This window comes from Mycobacterium sp. 1274756.6, assembly GCF_001668625.1.
In the GTDB taxonomy this organism is placed as follows: Bacteria; Actinomycetota; Actinomycetes; order Mycobacteriales; family Mycobacteriaceae; genus Mycobacterium.
Genome location: NZ_LZLJ01000051.1, coordinates 1 through 16,593, shown reverse-complemented (window position 1 = coordinate 16,593; position 16,593 = coordinate 1). Strand labels below are relative to the sequence as shown.

Genomic DNA, 16,593 nt, shown 5'->3' with positions numbered 1-16,593 from the left:
GCGCCGGGCCCACGGCCCGTCGACCGCCACCAACACCGTTGCGGTGCGGGTGGCCGGCCGCCCACACCGGCGCCGGCCGGTCACCCCGGCCACCACGGTGGTGCTGGCCCTGCTGGCGGCGCTGATCACGGTATGGCTGGGCATCGTCGCCCAGTTCGGCGCCGCGGTGGCCGCCCAGGCCGAGACGGTCCCGGCCGAACTGGCCGTGGTGCGGGTGCAGACCGGGGAGACTCTCGAGCACCTGGCCGCCCGGGTGGCCCCCGGCGCCCCCACCAGCCGGGTCGCTGCCACCATCCGTGAGCTCAACGGGCTGGACTCGGCGGTGCTGGAGGCGGGCCAGACCCTGATCGCGCCGGTGCGATGAGCGGCGGACACCGCCGCACCGCAACGGTGTTGGTGGCGGTCGACGGGCCGCGGGTACGCTCGGAGTCGTTCAAGCACCCCGCCCAGCGGCGTGGCGAAGGAGCGGCTATGCACTGTCCGTTTTGCCGGCACCCCGATTCGCGTGTGGTCGACTCCCGCGAGACCGACGAGGGCCAGGCCATCCGGCGTCGCCGCGCCTGCCCGGAATGCGGTCGCCGGTTCACCACCGTGGAGACCGCGGTGCTCGCGGTGGTCAAACGCAGCGGGGTGACCGAGCCGTTCAGCCGCGAGAAGGTGGTCAGCGGGGTGCGGCGGGCCTGCCAGGGCCGCCAGGTCGACGACGACGCCCTGAACCTGTTGGCCCAGAAGGTCGAAGACGCGATCCGGGCCGGCGGATCGGCCGAGGTGCCCAGCAACGAGGTCGGCCTGGCGATCCTGGGCCCGCTGCGCGACCTCGACGAGGTCGCCTACCTGCGGTTCGCCTCGGTGTACCGGTCGTTCTCCTCCGCCGATGATTTCGAGAAGGAGATCGCCACGTTGCGGGCACACCGCAACGTCTCGAATGCGGGCTGAGCGCCGCGCGCTGCCCTAGGCTCGTGCTATGGCGCCGGAACTGCACCCCAATCTCGTTGACCTGGCACCGTTGTTGGGAACCTGGTCGGGGCGCGGCGTCGGCATGTATCCCACCATCGAGACCTTCGAATACCTCGAAGAGATCTCGTTCACCCATGTCGGCAAACCGTTTCTGAGCTACCGGCAGAAGACCCGGGCGATGGCCGACGGCCGCCCGTTGCACGCCGAGGCCGGCTACCTGCAGGTGCCCGAGCCGGGCCGGCTCGAATGGGTGCTGGCCCACCCGACCGGCATCACCGAGATCCAGGCCGGCACCTACTCGGTGGTGGACGCGGTGATCACCGCCGAGATGGCCGCCACCGCGATCGGGTTGAGCCCCACCGCCAAAGAGGTCACGGCGCTGGAGCGCTCGGTGCGCGTCGACGGCGACGAGCTCAGCTACACATTGCGGATGGGGGCGGTCGGCCAGCACGCCCAGGACCACCTCAGCGCCACCCTGCTGCGCCAGCCCGGCTGACCGGCACCGCGCCTCACACGACGGTCATCGTCCCCTCGTCGACCACCCGGCCGGTGACGCTCAGCCAGCCGTCGGCGCTCCAGCGGGTCTCGATCACCGACCCGCGGCCCTGGACAACGGCGAGATCGCGGCCGAGCCGGTCGGTGAGACGCAAGGCGGCCGACCCGGTCGCCTCGTCTTCGGCGACGCCGAGGTTGGGCGCGAACATGCGGGCCCGTACCCGGCCCTCGGCCGGTCGGTCCCACGCCCACAGGTAATGCGCGACAGTGGCGGGATACTGCGCGGGTAGGGCCGCGGTCAGCGCGGCCACCGACTCCAGCTCGGTCAACTCGAACGGCGGCGCCCAGTCCGCGCGCGCAGTGATCGCGGTGTGTTCACCGGCCTGCTCGACGCGCACCAGCCCGGCCGGCACCGCCAGGGCCTCGACCGGGGTGCCGCGTTGTCGCAGCCACCAGGCGAGGCCCACGCAGGGGTGCCCGGCGAAGTCGATCTCGCCGCCGGGGGTGTAGATGCGAGCCTGTGCGGTCCTCGCCCCCGGCTGCGGCGCGATGACGAACACCGTTTCGCTGTAACCCAATAGGGCGGCCAGGCGGGGACGGTCCTGCGGGTGTACCGCCTCGGCGTCGACGACCCCGAGCGGGTTGCCGTACTCACCGGCTGCGTCGGTGAAGACCCGCAGCACCGCCACCCGGAGACTCACGAGCCGCCGTCGCCGCGATCCTTCTTGGCCTCCTGGGCCAGGAACCGCTCGAACGCCGCGCCGAGTTCGTCGCCGCTGGGCAGATCCTCGTCGTGGGCCAGCAGCGACCGGTTCTGCTGGGCGCTCATGAACGCGTCGTACTGCTGTTCCAGCGCGCGCACGACCTGGCTGACCTCTTCGCTCTCGGCCACCTGGTCGTCGATGCGGACCCGGATCGCCTCGGCGGCCTCGGCCAGCTCGCCGACCGGCAGCTGCAGCGCGCCGGTTTTGGCGACCTGCTCGAGCAGGGCCTGCGCGGCCGCGGGGTAGTCGGTCTGGGACAGGTAGTGCGGGACGTGCACGGTGAACCCGACCACCTCGTGGCCGTGTTGGGCCAACCGGTACTCCAGCAGGTTGGAGGCGCTGGCCGGGACCTGCACCTCGGCCACCCACGGCTGGTGGTCGGCGATCAGCTCCCGGTTGTTGGAGTGGGCGGTCAGCGTCACCGGGCGGGTGTGCGGCACCGCCATGGGGATCGTGCCCAGCCCGATCGTCTGGCGCACGCCGAGCTGCTCGGCGAGCAGCCGCACGGCGGTGATGAACCGTTCCCACTTGAGGTCGGGCTCCATGCCGGCCAACAGCAGAAACGGGGTGCCGGAGCTGTCGCGCAGGGCGTGCAGATTCAGCTGGGGCTCCTCGTAATGGGTGAAGCGGTCGGTTTTGAACGTCATCAGCGGGCGCCGGGAGCGGTAATCCAGCAATTCGTCGATGGCGAACGACGCCACCAGTTCGCTCTCCAGCGTCTCCTTGAGGTGGGTGCCGGCCAGCCGGATGGCGTGGCCCGCGTCGGAGAAGCCTTCCAGGGCGTGGATCAAGACCGGTCCGCGGCCGTCGGCGGCCGACAGCTGCGGCGCCGGGAACTCCAGCTCGTACATGCCGCTCTGGTCGGGCCGTTCGTCGGGGCCGGGGTCGGCGTGCGCGTCCTGCGTCATCGGGCTCAGCCTCCTTCGGTGCAGGTCGTACTCAAGTCTGTCATCGCCGGTGGGTGGGGCGCTCCGGCGGTCGCGTGCGCGGTGTCCCACCAGTGTCGCCTGCGCGTCGAGCATCTCGCGGGGCGGCCTGCCGGTGTGGACACCGTCGGTTCAAACGCCGCCGTCGTCGGGCTCATTCCGGTCGGGTAGCCGTTTCGCTCGCCGGTGAATCCGGGCCGGCGGCCACCGCCGCCCACATCACCACATGGGAAACACAGACAACAGAAACAACATTGATAACAGCTACATCACAGGCCACAGCAACATCTTTTGACTCTTTAACAACGTTGACCGAATTTTGCATCAATAAAAAGAGTTGCCACTTACGACTCAGTAATAACGGAACCTATGGATTTGTCCCATTAATCACGTTAGGTTCTCTGACCACACGTGCTACTTCTATCACGGAGGTTGGGGTATGGACCGCAATGTGGCGGGCCGGCGAGTCGCCTCGTCAGCCCCCCGGAACAGGCCGTTACTGGCATCGGGCGCCCTGATCGCCGGCGTGGGACTGCTGCTGAGTCCGGGCGCCGGGATCGCCCAGGCCGACGGCGTCAATTGGGACGCGGTCGCGCAATGTGAATCGAACGGCAATTGGTCGGCCAACACCGGAAATGGTTTCTACGGCGGCTTGCAATTCAAGGAATCGACCTGGCGGGAATTCGGCGGGGTCGGTTCACCGGCCGACGCCACCCGGGACCAGCAAATTGCCGTCGCCAACCGGGTATTGGCGGTGCAGGGCCCCGAGGCGTGGCCCAAATGCGGCCCGGGCATGCAGCGACCCGGTGTGCACTGGCCCAAACCGCTGCGCACGATCGCCCGGACCGTGTGGTCCTGGGTGCCGCACTGACGGCCCCGGCCGAAGTCGTCATCCCCAGTCGCGCCGCCGTCCCCAACCCGGGCCGGATCCGGTGCGGCTGACCCGCCGCCGGCGCCGCGTTGACGGACGTGGTTGCCAGCGTGCGGGTATGACCAAACAGCGATACGACTTCCACCCCGACCGTCCCGGCGCGCTGATCGCGGCGCTCCCGGCCGTCCTGGGGTTCGTGCCGGAACACTCGCTGGTGCTGGCCGCTGTCGAGGACGGCGCGCTGGGACTGGTGACCCGCACCGACCTGGCCGACGCGCTGCCCGACCAGCTCGCACAGCTCACCGCCGCGGTGGCCGCCGCCGCACCCGAGGCGGTGATCGCCGTCTTCGTCGACGCCGACGGCGCCCAGTGCCCGGTGTGCAACCTGGAATACCGGCGGATCGCCGACACCCTGGTGCGGCTGCTGGCCCGCCGCGACATCACGGTGTGGGCCGCCCACGTGGTCGACACGATCGCCGCGGGCGGGCGCTGGCACTGCGCCGACGGCTGCGGCTCCGCCGGGTCCGTCGACGACCCGGCCAGCTCGCCGTTGGCTTTGGCCGCGGTGCTGGACGGCCGCCGGCTCTACGCCAGCCGCGACGAACTGGTGGCGGTGGTGGCACCGCGAGACCCGCAGCGCGCCCGGCGGCTGGCGGCGGCGCTGCGGAGGAAACGATCGGCGCGGAAGGCGGCCCACACCACAGACCCCGACACCGGCAGCCGCCGCGAGCTGGAGTCGGTGCTGGCCGCGGTGGAGCGACGGTCGGCCGGTGCGGTCTTCGATGACGCCGAACTGGTGGCGCTGGCCGACGCGCTCGACGATATCCGGGTGCGCGACAGCCTGTTCGGCCTCGCGGTGGGGAAGCGGGCCGGCGAGGCGGAGGCCCTGTGGATGTCGCTGGCCCAAACCCTGCCCGACCCCGCACGCGCCGAAGCGCTGGTGCTGCTGGCGTTCAGCGCCTACGTGCGTGGCGACGGCTCGCTGGCCGGAGTGGCGCTGGCGGCCGCGCTGGACGCGCGGCCCGACCACCGGATGGCGGGGCTGCTCGATTCCGCGCTACAGGGCGGGATGCGCCCCGAACAGATCCGCGACCTGGCGCTCACCGGGCTGCGGATCGCCGGGCAACTGGGGGTCCGGTTGCCGCCGCAGCGACCCGCCCGCCGCGCCGGATGAGCAGACCCGGTGCTAGATCTTCTCCACCAGCACCGCGTGCGCCATGGCCGGCGGCAGGGTCACGTTCTCGTGGCCGGGCATGACGATCGTGACGCCCTGATCGGGGTTGTTCTCCACGGTCACCCGGGCGTTGGGCACCACGCCGACCTCTTTGAGCCGCGAGATCAGGTCGACGTCGCCCTGGACGTGCTCGGTCAGCTGGCGGACCACCACCGCCACCGGCGATCGCGCCGGCAGTTCGGTCAGCCGCAGCAGGTCCGCCCACGACTCGGTGTCGGTGTCCACCCCGAGTTCGTCGAGGCCGGGAATCGGGTTGCCGAACGGGGAGGTGGTCGGGTTCTTGAGCACCTTGACCAGGCGGCGCTCCACATCCTCGCTCATCACGTGCTCCCAGCGGCACGCCTCGGCGTGCACCTCTTCCCAGGGCAGTCCGATGATGTCGACCAGCAGGCGCTCGGCGAGCCGGTGCTTGCGCATGACCGCCACCGCCAACGCGCGGCCGGTCTCGGTGAGCTCGAGGTGCCGGTTGCCGGCCACCCGCACCAGCCCGTCGCGCTCCATCCGCGACACGGTCTGGCTGACGGTCGGCCCGCTCTGCTCCAAGCGCTCGGCGATCCGAGCTCGCAGCGGTGTCACGCCCTCTTCCTCAAGGTCGTAGATCGTCCGCAGGTACATCTCCGTGGTGTCAACCAGATCGTTCATTCCACATCCTTCGTCGCACCCCGAGTCTACTGGGCGACCACCGACATCGGCGGTTATGCACGCCTTGTGCCCCGTAACGCCGCCGCACGCGCAGATATGCCCGCCGTCGAGCCGGCGGGCATATCCGTGGTGCTGGATCAGCTGGCGTAGGAGCGCAACCGGTCGGCGCGGTCGCCGTAGCGCAGCTTGGCCATGACCTCGCGCTCGATCTGGCGGACCCGCTCCCGGGACAGACCGAACAGCTTGCCGATCTGGTCGAGGGTGCGCGGCTGGCCGTCATCGAGCCCGAACCGCAGCCGGATCACCTGCTGCTCGCGCTCATCGAGGGTGGCCAGCACGCTGCGCACGTCGGTGTGCAGCATCTCGGCGATCACCGCGTTCTCCGCGGACATCGCCTCGGCGTCCTCGATGAAGTCGCCCAGCGGAGCCTCCTCGTCGGAGCCGACGGGCATGTCCAGGCTCACCGGATCGCGGCTGTGGTCGAGCAGGTCGTGGATCTTCTCCACCGGGATACCCGACTCCTCGGCCAACTCCTCGTCGCTGGCCTCCCGGCCCAACCGCTGATGCATCTCGCGCTTGATGCGGGCCAGCTTGTTGACCTGCTCCACCAGGTGCACCGGCAGACGGATCGTGCGGCTCTGATCGGCCATCCCGCGGGTGATGGCCTGCCGGATCCACCAGGTGGCGTACGTGGAGAACTTGAAACCCTTTGCGTAGTCGAACTTCTCCATCGCGCGGATCAAACCCAGGTTGCCCTCCTGGATCAGGTCCAGCAGCGGCATGCCCCGCCCGGTGTAGCGCTTGGCCAGCGACACCACCAACCGCAGGTTGGCCTCCAGCAGGTGCCTGCGCGCCGCCTCCCCGTCCCGGACGACCACCGCAAGGGTGTTGCGGCGCTTCTCACCGAACCGCGGCCGGGTTTCCAGCAGATGCTTGGCGTAGAGCCCGGCTTCGATGCGCTTGGCGAGTTCGACTTCGTCGGCGGCGGTCAGCAGAGCTGTCTTGCCGATCCCGTTCAGGTACACCCGCACCAGATCCGCTGCGGGGCCCTGCCCGTCCAGTTCGGCCTCAGTCCGCCCGACGGTGGCGCGTGTAGTGGCTTTTGCCATGGTGAGCCTCCTGATCGGCGATACACTCATCGGGTACAACGCGCACCCTGTGACAGGAGTTCCCCGGGCGTGCGGTTGTCACACCCCCCACGTGCGTCCGCGTGGATCGCGCTCGCCGAAGCGGGCAGCCACGGGCGTCAGGACGTCGTGTGCTCCGGACCCGCGGCGTCGGCGGGTCCGCGGCCGGACCGGTCGGCGGTGTCGTCGGGCTCGCCGTCGGTCGTCTCGGCGCGGTCCAGCGCCGGGCGGGTGGTCGACGACAGGCCGGCGGCCTCGCGCCGGGTGTCGTAACGGCGGGGCTCGCCGGGGCGGCGCGGCGGCCGGTCGTTGGCGATCAGCACCGCCATCCACGGCAGCGGGATCGACACCGCCAGGATCAGCAGTGAGACCAACCCGTTGTGCCAGACGCCGTAGGCGACCGCGGCCAGCACGAACGCCGGAATCCGGCACGACATCATGATCAGGTACTTGCGCACGCGGGCGCGGTGCTGTTCTTCGTAGGAGGGCGCGGCGGCGGTGATCAGGACTGGCCGACCGTCGTCATCGAAACCCAGCTCGGAGCCGTGTCTCATGCCTTCCACTGTTCCACATCGCGGCCCCGCCGGCACAGCCGGTTTCGCCGCCGATCGGCGCGGGGCAGAATGTCGGACATGGAGACTCAGACGCTCGACCGCACCGACACCGACGAACGCGTCGATGACGGCACCGACAGCGATACACCGAAGTACTTCCACTACGTCAAAAAGGACAAGATCGCCGAGAGCGCCGTCATGGGCACCCACGTGGTGGCGCTGTGCGGTGAGGTGTTTCCGGTAACCCGCTCGGCCAAGCCCGGCTCCCCGGTCTGCCCGGAGTGCAAGCGGATCTACCAGAAGCTCAAGAAGGGCTGACCTGCCGGGCCGCGGACGGCTGCTCGGTGCAGGTGGCGGCCGCCGGCTCCGCGGGCGCCAGCGGCGGCGGGTCGCGCCGGGCGCGCAGCCGGAGCCGCAGCCACCGGCGCCGCACCCGCAGCCAGCGTCGCACCCGCAGCGTGTGGGTCGATGACGCCGGCCATTCCTCCTCGATGGCGGCGTTGAGTTCGGCGCCGAGCATGATCGCGAATCCCAGGAAGAAGGCGAACAGCAGGAAAGCGATCGGTGTCGCCAGCGCCCCGTAGGTGTAGCCGGTGCGGGTGATGTAGCGCAGGTAGACCCGCAGCCCCATCGTCGCCAGCACGAACACGCTGCTGGCCAGCAGCGCGCCGACGATCAGCCGGTGGGTCGGCAGCGGCTTGGGCAGCGACACCCGGTACAGCGCGGTCACCCCGAGGATCAGGGTGAGCGCCAGCGCCGGGTAGTAGCCCAGGTGCAGGAAATACGACCAGCTCGCCGGCAGGTGTTCGGCGATCTTGCGCGGGCCCAGCGCCAGAAAGGGCGCGGCGGCGATGATCGCCACCTGCATCACCACGTAGAGGAACAGCGCGAAGAACCGCTGACGCACCGGATGGCGCAGCGGCGTCTGGTCGTGGGCCTCGACCACCGAGTCGACGAACGCCGAGATGGCCGACGAGCCGGCCCACAGCGAGATGATGAACCCGAGCGAGACCACCTCGCCGCGCGCGCCCTGCACGATGTCGCGCACCGTGGGTTCGATGATCTCGTTGACCACGTTCTGGGAGAAGAACTGCCCGGCGGCTCCGATCAGCCGGGCCTGAATGGTGGGCAGGGTGTCCGGGCCGAACAGCGGCGCGATGTAGGACAGGCTGCCCAGCATCCCCAGCAGCAGCGGCGGCAGTGAGAGCACCGACCAGAACCCGGCCTGAGCCGATTCGGAGAAGATCGAATCGTCCCAGCTTTTGGCCAGGGCGCGACGGCAAATCCGCCAGATGTGATGGCGGGACGGCCGGGGGGTCTGCTCGGTCATGACCCACCCAGCATCCCTGACGCCCACCGTGGTGCCGAGATTGCCCTCGGGCGAGTCGCGTTCTGCGCGGTGACCCTAGTCCTCGAGCGGGGGGCTCGTCTCAAGCACGGCGGCCATGGCGATCAGCTTGGCCTCGTGTGCGTTGGCGTGGTGCTGGCAGAACAGCAACTCTGCACCCGACGGCAGCTTGGCGCGCACCCGGGCGGCGGCACCGCACCGGTCGCAACGATCAGCCCGGGTCAGTGGTGGGCTGGTCAGAGTCGCGTTCATAGCTCCCTCCGTTCCTTGCATGCTTCCACTGTGTCAGACGATCGAGGCGGGCGCGTTGTTCCTGGCTCGCACCGGGTGTGTCGCGCCTCACCGCATCGGCCGCGGTGGGGCAGGCTGAGCCGATGAGCTCCGAGGTCCTGGTGCACCTGTGCGGTGCCGCCGAGTGGGCCGCGGCGCAGCGCCGCGGCACGCTGCACCCGGCGTCCCTCGACGAGGTCGGGTTCGTCCACCTGTCCACGCCCGCGCAGGTGCACCTGCCGGCAAACCGGCTCTACCGGGGGCGCACCGACCTGTTGTTACTGCAGGTCAACCCGGAGGATCTGGCCGACCCGGTGCGCTGGGAGCCCGGCGTGCCCACCGATCCGGCGGCGATGCTCTTCCCGCACCTGTACGGGCCGCTGCCCACCGCCGCGGTGAGCGCGGTGCAGGCCTACCGGCCCGGGCCCGACGGCCTGTTCGCGCCGCTGACCGCACCCTGACGGTTCGCGGGCCGGCCGGTTCGCGCGGTGGCGTTCGCCGGTAGAGAACGCGGCGCCGACGGCCCGGAAAAGCCGGGCGGAGCTAGTCGAGGTAGTCGCGCAGCACCTGCGAGCGGCTGGGGTGGCGCAGCTTGCTCATGGTCTTGGACTCGATCTGGCGGATGCGCTCCCGGGTCACCCCGTAGACCTGGCCGATCTCGTCGAGGGTGCGGGGCTGGCCGTCGGTCAGCCCGAACCGCAGCCGCACCACGCCGGCTTCGCGCTCCGAAAGGGTCTCGAGCACCGACTGCAGCTGGTCCTGCAGCAGGGTGAACGACACCGCGTCGACGGCCACCACCGCTTCGCTGTCCTCGATGAAGTCACCGAGCTGCGAGTCGCCTTCGTCGCCGATGGTCTGGTCCAGCGAGATCGGCTCCCGGGCGTACTGCTGGATCTCCAGCACCTTCTCCGGGGTGATGTCCATCTCCTTGGCCAGCTCCTCCGGGGTGGGCTCGCGGCCCAGGTCCTGGAGCAACTCGCGTTGGATGCGGCCGAGCTTGTTGATCACCTCGACCATGTGCACCGGGATCCGGATCGTGCGGGCCTGATCGGCCATCGCCCGGGTGATGGCCTGGCGGATCCACCAGGTGGCATAGGTGGAGAACTTGTAGCCCTTGGTGTAGTCGAACTTCTCCACCGCGCGGATCAGACCCAGGTTGCCCTCCTGGATGAGATCGAGAAACGCCATCCCGCGCCCGGTGTAGCGCTTGGCCAGCGAGACCACCAGGCGCAGGTTGGCCTCCAGCAGGTGGTTTTTGGCGCGCTCCCCGTCCCGGCAGATCCAGGCCATGTCGCGGCGGTAGGCCACCGCGAGCTTCTCGCCGCTGGCGGCGTGCTCGGCCATCTTCTGCGTGGCGTACAGGCCGGCCTCGATGCGCTTGGCCAACTCGACTTCTTCTTCGGCGTTGAGCAGCGCCACCTTGCCGATCTGCTTGAGGTAGGCGCGCACCGAGTCCGCCGACGCGGTGAGCTCGGCGTCCTTGCGGGCCTGCCGCAGCGCCTCGGACTCCTCCTCGTCCCAGACGAAGTCGCCGGAGGCCTTGTCCTTCTCGGTCGGCTCGGCGATCTCCTCCTCGGCGTCGTCGGACTCCTCGGCCAGGTCGGCGAGGTTCACCTCGGTCGCGTCGATGTCGCCGTCGCCGGGCTCGGCGTCCAGGTCGGCGTCGGCCTCGGCGGCGCCGGTGGTGTCCTCGGCCTCGGCGGCGGCCTTCTTGGTACGCGGCTTGGCGGCCTTCTTCGCCGGTGCGGCCTTCTTGGCGGCCTTCTTCGCCGGTGCCTTCTTGGCGGCGGCCTTCTTCGCGGGGGCCTTCTTGGCGGCGGTCGCGGTGGCACGCTTGCGCGGCGCCGCGGTCTTCTTGGCGGGGGCCTTGGCCTCGGCGGCCGACTCCGCCTCCGCGGAATTCGGGGCCTTATCGGCTTTCGTGGCGGTCTTGGTAGCGGTGCGCTTCACCGGCTTCTCGGATACCGGGCTGGGCTTGGTCGCTGCCACGTACACCCCTTCAGTCGGGCTGGCTTCCGGCCGCGTGGGCATGCGCTGACCGGACGGTTCGGCTGTATCGAATGTCGGCGGCGCTATCGGTATGGAATATTCCCCGCTGTCGGTTGCGCGACCGCCGCTGACCATTGTAACGACAGGGCGGGAATCCGCCGGTGCCCGCTGCGGAAATCAGCGCGGTTCGGTCACGCCGAAACCGGGCTCGGCGGCCATCGCCGCACCGACGATCCCGGCGGTGTTCTGCAGCGCGGCGGCCACCACCGGCGTCCGGTTCTCCAGCAGCGGCAGCCACTTGTCGGCCTTGCGGCTGATCCCGCCCCCGGCGATGAACAGGTCCGGCCAGATCGCGTTCTCGATCGCCACCAGCACCTTGGTCACCTGTCGGGTCCACTTCCGGTAGCTCCAGTCGTGCTTCTCCTTCACCGACGCCGCCGCCCGGTGCTCGGCCTCCTTGCCGCCGACGTCGATGTGGCCGAACTCGGTGTTGGGCAGCAGCACCCCGTTGTGGATGACCGCCGAACCGATCCCGGTGCCGAAGGTCAGCAGCACGATCACCCCGGTGTGGTCGCGGCCGGCGCCGTAGCGCGCCTCGGCCACCCCGGCGGCGTCGGCGTCGTTGAGGACGGTGACGTCCTGCCCGGCGAGTTCGGCGCTGATCACGTCGCGGACGTTGGACCCCACCCATGCCGGGTCGACGTTCGCCGCGGTCTTGACCACGCCGTCCTGGATCACGCCCGGGTAGGTGACGCCCAGCGGGCCCGTCCAGCCGAATTCGTTGACCACGGCGGCGACGGTCTTGGCCACCGCCCCCGGCGTGGCCGGCTGCGGGGTCGGCAGCTTGACCCGGTCGCCGACGAGCTGGCCGGTGGCCAGGTCGACGATGCCGCCCTTGATGCCGCTGCCGCCGACGTCGACACCGAACCCGCGGTGCTGCGCGGCGGTCTCGGGCGGCGGGACGGTGGTCATCGGAACTCCTCGGGGCAGTCGACGTCTGGATGCCACCCTAAACGGCGCCGCGACGCGACCGCGGTGATTGTGCTGCGATGGCAGGGTGAACAACGTCGAGAACCGGAATGGCGAGCTGCGCCGGGTGGCCGAGGCGCTGGCCGGTGACGCCGCCGCGTTCGTCCGCGACCGGCGCGCCGAAGTGTTCGCCGCCGCGGCCGAACCGGCGGTGCGCACCAAGAGCACCCCGACCGACCCGGTCACCGTGGTGGACACCGAGACCGAGCGGTTCCTGCGGGACCGGCTGGCCCGGCTGCGCCCGGGGGAGGCGGTGCTCGGGGAGGAGGGCGGCGGCGACACCGCCGCCCCCGGAGCGGTCACCTGGGTCGTCGACCCGATCGACGGCACCGTCAACTTCGTCTACGGCATCCCGGCGTACGCGGTGTCGATCGCGGCGCAGATCGACGGGGTCTCGGTGGCCGGAGCGGTCGCCGACGTGGCCGGGGCCGCGGTGTACTCCGCCGCGGCCGGCCAGGGCGCCCGGCTGACCGACGCGCACGGCACCCGCCCGCTGCGCTGCACGGCGGTCGGGGAGCTGTCGCTGGCGCTGGTGGGCACCGGGTTCGGCTACTCGGCGACCCGCCGCGCCGCGCAGGCGGCGCTGCTTGCCGAGCTGCTGCCCAAGGTGCGCGACGTGCGCCGGATCGGATCGGCGGCCCTGGACCTGTGCCTGGTGGCGGCCGGGCGGCTGGACGCGTTCTACGAGCACGGGCTGAACGTGTGGGACTGGGCGGCTGGGACGCTGATCGCCGCCGAGGCCGGCGCGACGGTGCGGCTGGCGTCCCCGCCGTCGGCGGGGCCGGTGCTGGCCGCCGCGCCGGGTATCGCCGCGGAAATCGAGGCGACGCTGGCCGGTTTCGGCGGGCTGGCGCCGATCGGGGAGTAGATCCCGGCGGTCAGCAGACGCCGGAGTGGGCGTGGGCCACCAGGTCGGGTCCCGGCGCCTCCACGGCGTCCGGGCGCAGGCCGTCGAGGACGGCCTCGATGTCGTCGCTGTGGGCCAACCCGGTGAAGTCGGTGCCCAGCGCCAGGTCGACGGAGTCGTCGGCGCGGTCGTCGCGGAAAAGCTCGGTGCACGGGGCCACCAGCCACAGCGCGGCGGCGGCGGCCTCGCCGGTCTTGCCGAACCGGATCTGGCCCTGGCAGTCGAGGCGTTCCTCGGCGTAGATCGGGTCGTTGGCCGCGGTCGGCTGGGTGAACCCGAGGTCGCGCAGCGCGGCGGCGACCTCGCTGGCCTGCCCGCCGCGGCCGCTGGCGTTGAGGACCCGGATGTCGGTCGCCGACAGCGGCGCCGGCGCGATCTCCACCATCGTCGAGGTCGACACCTGCTCGCCGAGGGTGGGCGTCTCGGCGGCGCCGACGGCCGGTGGCGGGTTGCACACGGCGATCTGGTCGGCCTCGTCGGGCCGGGTGAGCGCGATCGACCAGACCACGGTCGTCACCAGAACCGCGACGGCCAGCGCGATGAGCGCGGGTGTAGGGTTGCGCCGCCGGAACGGGCGGCCGTGCTTGTCGAAGACGGTGCCCGCCTGGGTGATGTGTGCGACCACGCAAGCACTCTAGAGGTAGGGCTGCGGTGAGCTCACGACAACCCGGGCCGTGGTGTGACGCAAATCACACTTAAGGGGCGGCGGTATTGGGCACGAATCATTTGGCGGATGCAGTTAACGCTGGTACAAACCTGTGCTTGCAGAGCTTTGTACAGAGGGGACAGGACGATGGCCACCGACTATGACGCTCCACGGCGCACCGAAGCCGACGACGTCTCTGAAGACTCCATCGAGGAGCTCAAGGCGCGGCGCAACGAGGCGCAGTCAGCCGTGGTCGACGTCGACGAATCCGAGACCGCCGAATCCTTCGAACTGCCCGGCGCGGACCTGTCCGGCGAGGAACTGTCGGTGCGGGTCATCCCCAAGCAAGCCGACGAGTTCACCTGCTCGAGCTGCTTCCTGGTGCAGCACCGCAGCCGCCTGGCCAGCGAGAAGAACGGCGTGATGATCTGCACCGACTGCGCCGCCTGACCCGCCGGCCAGGGGCTCCTAGCTCTGCAGCGCCGCGAGCAACCGGTCCGGGTTGCGGCAGCTGACCAGCCAATACGGCGTCGGATCCTCCGGGTCGTCGAGCACCACCAGCAACATCGTCCCGATCCAGGCGCGGTGCACCACGAACGCCGCCGGATCGAGCTGGCGGCCCAACGCCGCGGATTTCGCCGACCGCGGGATCACCGCGGCCCGGTCGATGACCGTGACCGGCAGGTGCGCGTCGGCGACCCAGAGTTCGACCTCCCCGTCGCTGTCGACCACCCGCAGCTCGACCCGGCCCAGCCACAGCAGCGTCCCGACCGACACCGCGCTCAAGACCACATACGGCACCCACTCGGGCAGATCGCGCAGGCTCAAGGTGACCTCGTAGCCGAAGATCGCCGCCACCGCGAAACCCAGCGGCCACCACCACCACGGCACCCACAACCGCTCGGCATACCGCACGTTCGGCGCGGCGACACGTGTTCCCGACATCGGGTCAAGGGTAGTCTGTGGCCTCGTGTCGACCACCCTGGCGGTTCTCCGCCTCGATCCGGAACTGCCCCTGCCCAGCCGCGCCCACGACGGGGACGCCGGGGTCGACCTGTGCAGCGCGGTCGACGTCGAACTCGCCCCCGGCGAGCGGGCCCTGGTGCCCACCGGCATCGCGGTCGCCATCCCGCACGGGATGGTGGGCCTGGTGCATCCGCGCTCCGGATTGGCTGCGCGGGTTGGCCTTTCGATCGTCAACAGCCCGGGAACCATCGACGCCGGCTACCGCGGCGAGATCAAGGTCTGCCTGGTCAACCTCGACCCCGCCACCCCGATCTCGGTGGCCCGCGGCGACCGGATCGCGCAGCTGCTGGTCCAGCGGGTGGAACTGCCCGAGCTGGTCGAGGTGAACTCGTTCGACGAGGCCGGGCTGACCGGCACCACCCGCGGCGAGGGCGGCCACGGATCCTCCGGTGGGCATGCGAGCCTCTAGCGCCCGCGCGGCGCCACGGGGGACCATGGTGGGCGAAGCCGATGAGCACAGCGACGTGAGGAAAAGGAGTGGCGCCCGTGGGGGCCATGGATAGCAACGACGACAACGACACCGCCGAGGAGCTGGACGGCCCGTTCGACATCGAGGATTTCGACGACCCGTCCGCCGCCGAGCACGCCCGGCTGAACCTGGGCTCGGTGCTCATCCCGATCCCGCAGACCGGCCAGGTGCAGGTGGAGCTGACCGAGGCCGGGGTGCCCAACGCGGTGTGGGTGGTCACCCCCAACGGCCGGTTCACCATCGCCGCCTACGCGGCGCCGAAATCGGCCGGGCTGTGGCGTGAGGTCGCCGGGGAACTCGCCGACTCCCTGCGCAAGGACGGCGCGCAGGTCGCCATCACCGACGGCCCCTGGGGCCGGGAGGTGCACGGCACCGGCGCCGGGGCGGTGCGGTTCATCGGGGTCGACGGCTACCGCTGGATGATCCGCTGCGTGGCCAACGGGGCGCCGGACTCGATGGAGGCGCTGGCCACCGAGGCCCGCGACGCGCTGGCCGACACGGTGGTGCGCCGCGGCGACAACCCGCTGCCGGTGCGCACCCCGCTGCCGGTCGTGTTGCCCGAGCCGATGGCCGCCCAGCTGCGCGAGGCCGCCGCCGCCCGGGCCGCCGAGGCCCCCCAGCAGCAGCCGCCGGCCGAATCGGTGGCGCGCCGCAGCGTCGACGGCTCGGCCATGCAGCAACTGCGCACCATCACCGGCGGCTAACCGGCCGCGGCCAGTGCGGCCAGGCAGGCCGTGCCCAACTCGGCGGGATCGGCGCCGATCTCATCGAGGGTCACCGAGCGCAGCGCGGCGCGCGGCGCGGCGGCCGCCCACTGCGCACCGACCGCGTGCGGATGGATCGGGTCGTCGACCGCCGCCGCCACCGCCAGCGGCGCGCGCAGCCCGGCCAGGGCGTCGGCGTCGGGGGCGACGAAACCGGCGGCCTCGTCCAGCGCGTCGGGCAGCGCCGGCCACTGCCCGCGCCACGACCGGGCCAACTCGGCGGCCAGCCAGGCCGGACTCGACGCGGCCATCGCCGCGATCACCGGGTCCAGCCCCTGGGCGCGCAGCTGCGCGGCGGTCTGGCGGGCCGAGTCGGCCGCCGGGCTCTGCCCCGGCGCGCCGGTCCAGGCCGGCAGCGCGGCCAGCACCGCCACCGTCGCCGCCGGGTGACGCAGCGCCCACGCGGTGCCCACCGCCGCCCCGATGGAGACCCCGCCGACGGCGATCGGGCCGCGGGCGGCGGCCGCGTCCAGCGCCGCCACATAGCCGGCGATCAGGCCCGCCGACGCCGGCGGCGGCGCCGCCAGCACCGCCCCGACCTGCTGAAGCGGGCCGGTGAACGCCCGGCGCACGTA

At 71.2% G+C, this 16,593-nt stretch carries 24 protein-coding genes; 11 read left to right on the top strand and 13 right to left on the bottom strand.

Annotated features, from left to right (window positions below; genetic code table 11):
• The 3 genes from A5643_RS07290 to A5643_RS07280 all read left to right on the top strand — a co-directional run.
• Positions 1-364, top strand: a 364-nt coding sequence (locus tag A5643_RS07290) for a LysM peptidoglycan-binding domain-containing protein (RefSeq protein ID WP_231995485.1), incomplete at its 5' end; no start/stop codon positions are given.
• 107 nt (positions 365-471) lie between these two features.
• Positions 472-936, top strand: coding sequence for a transcriptional regulator NrdR (nrdR, locus tag A5643_RS07285; protein ID WP_066853478.1), 465 nt, complete (start codon positions 472-474; stop codon positions 934-936).
• A 28-nt stretch (positions 937-964) separates the two neighbouring features.
• A complete protein-coding gene (locus A5643_RS07280) occupies positions 965-1,453 on the top strand; it encodes a peroxynitrite isomerase (RefSeq protein ID WP_066853471.1) in 489 nt (162 codons plus the stop codon).
• A gap of 13 nt (positions 1,454-1,466) precedes the next feature.
• On the opposite strand, the gene A5643_RS07275 is transcribed toward A5643_RS07280, so the two are convergent.
• The 3 genes from A5643_RS07275 to A5643_RS18075 form a co-directional block, all read right to left on the bottom strand.
• On the bottom strand, positions 1,467-2,153 hold the full coding sequence (locus A5643_RS07275; RefSeq protein WP_066853469.1) for a PhzF family phenazine biosynthesis protein: 687 nt from the start codon (positions 2,151-2,153) through the stop codon (positions 1,467-1,469).
• Entirely contained in the window at positions 2,150-3,124 is a 975-nt protein-coding gene (locus A5643_RS07270; protein WP_066853467.1) for a proteasome assembly chaperone family protein, read from the bottom strand. Before A5643_RS07270 ends, A5643_RS07275 begins: the two co-directional genes overlap by 4 nt.
• A gap of 172 nt (positions 3,125-3,296) precedes the next feature.
• Positions 3,297-3,467, bottom strand: a complete 171-nt coding sequence (locus tag A5643_RS18075) for a hypothetical protein (RefSeq protein ID WP_156628608.1) — start codon at positions 3,465-3,467, stop codon at positions 3,297-3,299.
• A 114-nt stretch (positions 3,468-3,581) separates the two neighbouring features.
• On the opposite strand from A5643_RS18075, the gene A5643_RS07265 reads away from it, so the two are divergent.
• Positions 3,582-4,013 carry a transglycosylase family protein gene (locus A5643_RS07265; protein WP_066853465.1) on the top strand — a complete coding sequence of 144 codons (432 nt, stop codon included), beginning with the start codon at positions 3,582-3,584 and terminating at the stop codon, positions 4,011-4,013.
• A gap of 118 nt (positions 4,014-4,131) precedes the next feature.
• Positions 4,132-5,187 carry a DUF4192 domain-containing protein gene (locus A5643_RS07260; RefSeq protein ID WP_066853463.1) on the top strand — a complete coding sequence of 352 codons (1,056 nt, stop codon included), beginning with the start codon at positions 4,132-4,134 and terminating at the stop codon, positions 5,185-5,187.
• 12 nt (positions 5,188-5,199) lie between these two features.
• Here the strand turns inward: A5643_RS07260 and A5643_RS07255 are convergent, their stop codons facing one another.
• The 3 genes from A5643_RS07255 to A5643_RS07245 all read right to left on the bottom strand — a co-directional run bounded on the left by A5643_RS07255 (position 5,200) and on the right by A5643_RS07245 (position 7,570).
• The gene (locus A5643_RS07255; RefSeq protein ID WP_066853461.1) at positions 5,200-5,889 is read right to left on the bottom strand and encodes an iron-dependent transcriptional repressor DtxR; all 690 of its coding nucleotides are present in this window, start codon (positions 5,887-5,889) and stop codon (positions 5,200-5,202) included.
• Positions 5,890-6,026: 137 nt separating this feature from the next.
• Positions 6,027-6,998, bottom strand: a complete 972-nt coding sequence (locus A5643_RS07250; protein WP_066853459.1) for a sigma-70 family RNA polymerase sigma factor — start codon at positions 6,996-6,998, stop codon at positions 6,027-6,029.
• A gap of 137 nt (positions 6,999-7,135) precedes the next feature.
• Entirely contained in the window at positions 7,136-7,570 is a 435-nt protein-coding gene (locus A5643_RS07245) for a DUF3099 domain-containing protein (protein WP_082948792.1), read from the bottom strand.
• Positions 7,571-7,648: 78 nt separating this feature from the next.
• Between A5643_RS07245 and A5643_RS07240 the strand changes: the two genes are divergently transcribed.
• Entirely contained in the window at positions 7,649-7,888 is a 240-nt protein-coding gene (locus A5643_RS07240) for a DUF3039 domain-containing protein (protein ID WP_066853476.1), read from the top strand.
• Here A5643_RS07240 and A5643_RS07235 read toward each other — a convergent pair.
• Positions 7,875-8,900, bottom strand: coding sequence for a YihY/virulence factor BrkB family protein (locus A5643_RS07235; protein ID WP_066853457.1), 1,026 nt, complete (start codon positions 8,898-8,900; stop codon positions 7,875-7,877). The genes A5643_RS07240 and A5643_RS07235 overlap by 14 nt on opposite strands.
• 75 nt (positions 8,901-8,975) lie before the next feature.
• The gene (locus A5643_RS07230; protein WP_066853454.1) at positions 8,976-9,170 is read right to left on the bottom strand and encodes a DUF7455 domain-containing protein; all 195 of its coding nucleotides are present in this window, start codon (positions 9,168-9,170) and stop codon (positions 8,976-8,978) included.
• 122 nt (positions 9,171-9,292) lie between these two features.
• Here A5643_RS07230 and A5643_RS07225 point away from each other — a divergent pair, with 122 nt between their 5' ends.
• Positions 9,293-9,649: a DUF952 domain-containing protein gene (locus A5643_RS07225; RefSeq protein ID WP_066853452.1), complete on the top strand. Its 357-nt coding sequence runs from the start codon at positions 9,293-9,295 to the stop codon at positions 9,647-9,649.
• Between the two features lie 82 nt (positions 9,650-9,731).
• Here A5643_RS07225 and A5643_RS07220 read toward each other — a convergent pair whose 3' ends face one another.
• Positions 9,732-11,177: an RNA polymerase sigma factor gene (locus tag A5643_RS07220; RefSeq protein WP_066853475.1), complete on the bottom strand. Its 1,446-nt coding sequence runs from the start codon at positions 11,175-11,177 to the stop codon at positions 9,732-9,734.
• A 177-nt stretch (positions 11,178-11,354) separates the two neighbouring features.
• A complete protein-coding gene (gene ppgK / locus A5643_RS07215; protein WP_066853450.1) occupies positions 11,355-12,149 on the bottom strand; it encodes a polyphosphate--glucose phosphotransferase in 795 nt (264 codons plus the stop codon).
• A gap of 85 nt (positions 12,150-12,234) precedes the next feature.
• On the opposite strand from ppgK, the gene A5643_RS07210 reads away from it, so the two are divergent.
• Positions 12,235-13,074: an inositol monophosphatase family protein gene (locus A5643_RS07210; RefSeq protein WP_066853448.1), complete on the top strand. Its 840-nt coding sequence runs from the start codon at positions 12,235-12,237 to the stop codon at positions 13,072-13,074.
• Between the two features lie 10 nt (positions 13,075-13,084).
• Here the strand turns inward: A5643_RS07210 and cei are convergent, their stop codons facing one another.
• Positions 13,085-13,738, bottom strand: a complete 654-nt coding sequence (gene cei / locus A5643_RS07205; protein ID WP_066853446.1) for an envelope integrity protein Cei — start codon at positions 13,736-13,738, stop codon at positions 13,085-13,087.
• A 168-nt stretch (positions 13,739-13,906) separates the two neighbouring features.
• On the opposite strand from cei, the gene A5643_RS07200 reads away from it, so the two are divergent.
• A complete protein-coding gene (locus A5643_RS07200) occupies positions 13,907-14,209 on the top strand; it encodes a DUF4193 domain-containing protein (RefSeq protein ID WP_066853444.1) in 303 nt (100 codons plus the stop codon).
• Between the two features lie 18 nt (positions 14,210-14,227).
• Here the strand turns inward: A5643_RS07200 and A5643_RS07195 are convergent, their stop codons facing one another.
• Complete coding sequence (locus A5643_RS07195; RefSeq protein ID WP_066853442.1) at positions 14,228-14,704, bottom strand: DUF3093 domain-containing protein; 477 nt, start codon at positions 14,702-14,704, stop codon at positions 14,228-14,230.
• 25 nt (positions 14,705-14,729) lie between these two features.
• Between A5643_RS07195 and dut the strand changes: the two genes are divergently transcribed.
• Both dut and A5643_RS07185 read left to right on the top strand, forming a co-directional pair.
• Positions 14,730-15,194 (top strand): dUTP diphosphatase, encoded by a 465-nt coding sequence (dut, locus tag A5643_RS07190; RefSeq protein ID WP_066853440.1) that lies wholly within the window; start codon positions 14,730-14,732, stop codon positions 15,192-15,194.
• An 86-nt stretch (positions 15,195-15,280) separates the two neighbouring features.
• Entirely contained in the window at positions 15,281-15,958 is a 678-nt protein-coding gene (locus A5643_RS07185) for a DUF3710 domain-containing protein (protein WP_082948790.1), read from the top strand.
• Here A5643_RS07185 and A5643_RS18410 read toward each other — a convergent pair.
• The coding region (locus tag A5643_RS18410) for a hypothetical protein (protein WP_066853436.1) at positions 15,955-16,593 on the bottom strand (639 nt) is incomplete at its 5' end. The genes A5643_RS07185 and A5643_RS18410 overlap by 4 nt on opposite strands.

Bases quoted from the DNA above. Each gene is read 5' to 3' on its own strand.
- nrdR (WP_066853478.1), top strand. From the start codon at position 472: ATGCACTGTCCGTTTTGCCGGCACCCCGATTCGCGTGTGGTCGACTCC.
- A5643_RS07280 (WP_066853471.1), top strand. From the start codon at position 965: ATGGCGCCGGAACTGCACCCCAATCTCGTTGACCTGGCACCGTTGTTG.
- A5643_RS07270 (WP_066853467.1), bottom strand. From the start codon at position 3,124: ATGACGCAGGACGCGCACGCCGACCCCGGCCCCGACGAACGGCCCGAC.
- A5643_RS18075 (WP_156628608.1), bottom strand. From the start codon at position 3,467: ATGCAAAATTCGGTCAACGTTGTTAAAGAGTCAAAAGATGTTGCTGTG.
- A5643_RS07265 (WP_066853465.1), top strand. From the start codon at position 3,582: ATGGACCGCAATGTGGCGGGCCGGCGAGTCGCCTCGTCAGCCCCCCGG.
- A5643_RS07260 (WP_066853463.1), top strand. From the start codon at position 4,132: ATGACCAAACAGCGATACGACTTCCACCCCGACCGTCCCGGCGCGCTG.
- A5643_RS07255 (WP_066853461.1), bottom strand. From the start codon at position 5,889: ATGAACGATCTGGTTGACACCACGGAGATGTACCTGCGGACGATCTAC.
- A5643_RS07250 (WP_066853459.1), bottom strand. From the start codon at position 6,998: ATGGCAAAAGCCACTACACGCGCCACCGTCGGGCGGACTGAGGCCGAA.
- A5643_RS07245 (WP_082948792.1), bottom strand. From the start codon at position 7,570: ATGAGACACGGCTCCGAGCTGGGTTTCGATGACGACGGTCGGCCAGTC.
- A5643_RS07240 (WP_066853476.1), top strand. From the start codon at position 7,649: ATGGAGACTCAGACGCTCGACCGCACCGACACCGACGAACGCGTCGAT.
- A5643_RS07235 (WP_066853457.1), bottom strand. From the start codon at position 8,900: ATGACCGAGCAGACCCCCCGGCCGTCCCGCCATCACATCTGGCGGATT.
- A5643_RS07230 (WP_066853454.1), bottom strand. From the start codon at position 9,170: ATGAACGCGACTCTGACCAGCCCACCACTGACCCGGGCTGATCGTTGC.
- A5643_RS07225 (WP_066853452.1), top strand. From the start codon at position 9,293: ATGAGCTCCGAGGTCCTGGTGCACCTGTGCGGTGCCGCCGAGTGGGCC.
- ppgK (WP_066853450.1), bottom strand. From the start codon at position 12,149: ATGACCACCGTCCCGCCGCCCGAGACCGCCGCGCAGCACCGCGGGTTC.
- A5643_RS07200 (WP_066853444.1), top strand. From the start codon at position 13,907: ATGGCCACCGACTATGACGCTCCACGGCGCACCGAAGCCGACGACGTC.
- A5643_RS07195 (WP_066853442.1), bottom strand. From the start codon at position 14,704: ATGTCGGGAACACGTGTCGCCGCGCCGAACGTGCGGTATGCCGAGCGG.
- A5643_RS07185 (WP_082948790.1), top strand. From the start codon at position 15,281: ATGGATAGCAACGACGACAACGACACCGCCGAGGAGCTGGACGGCCCG.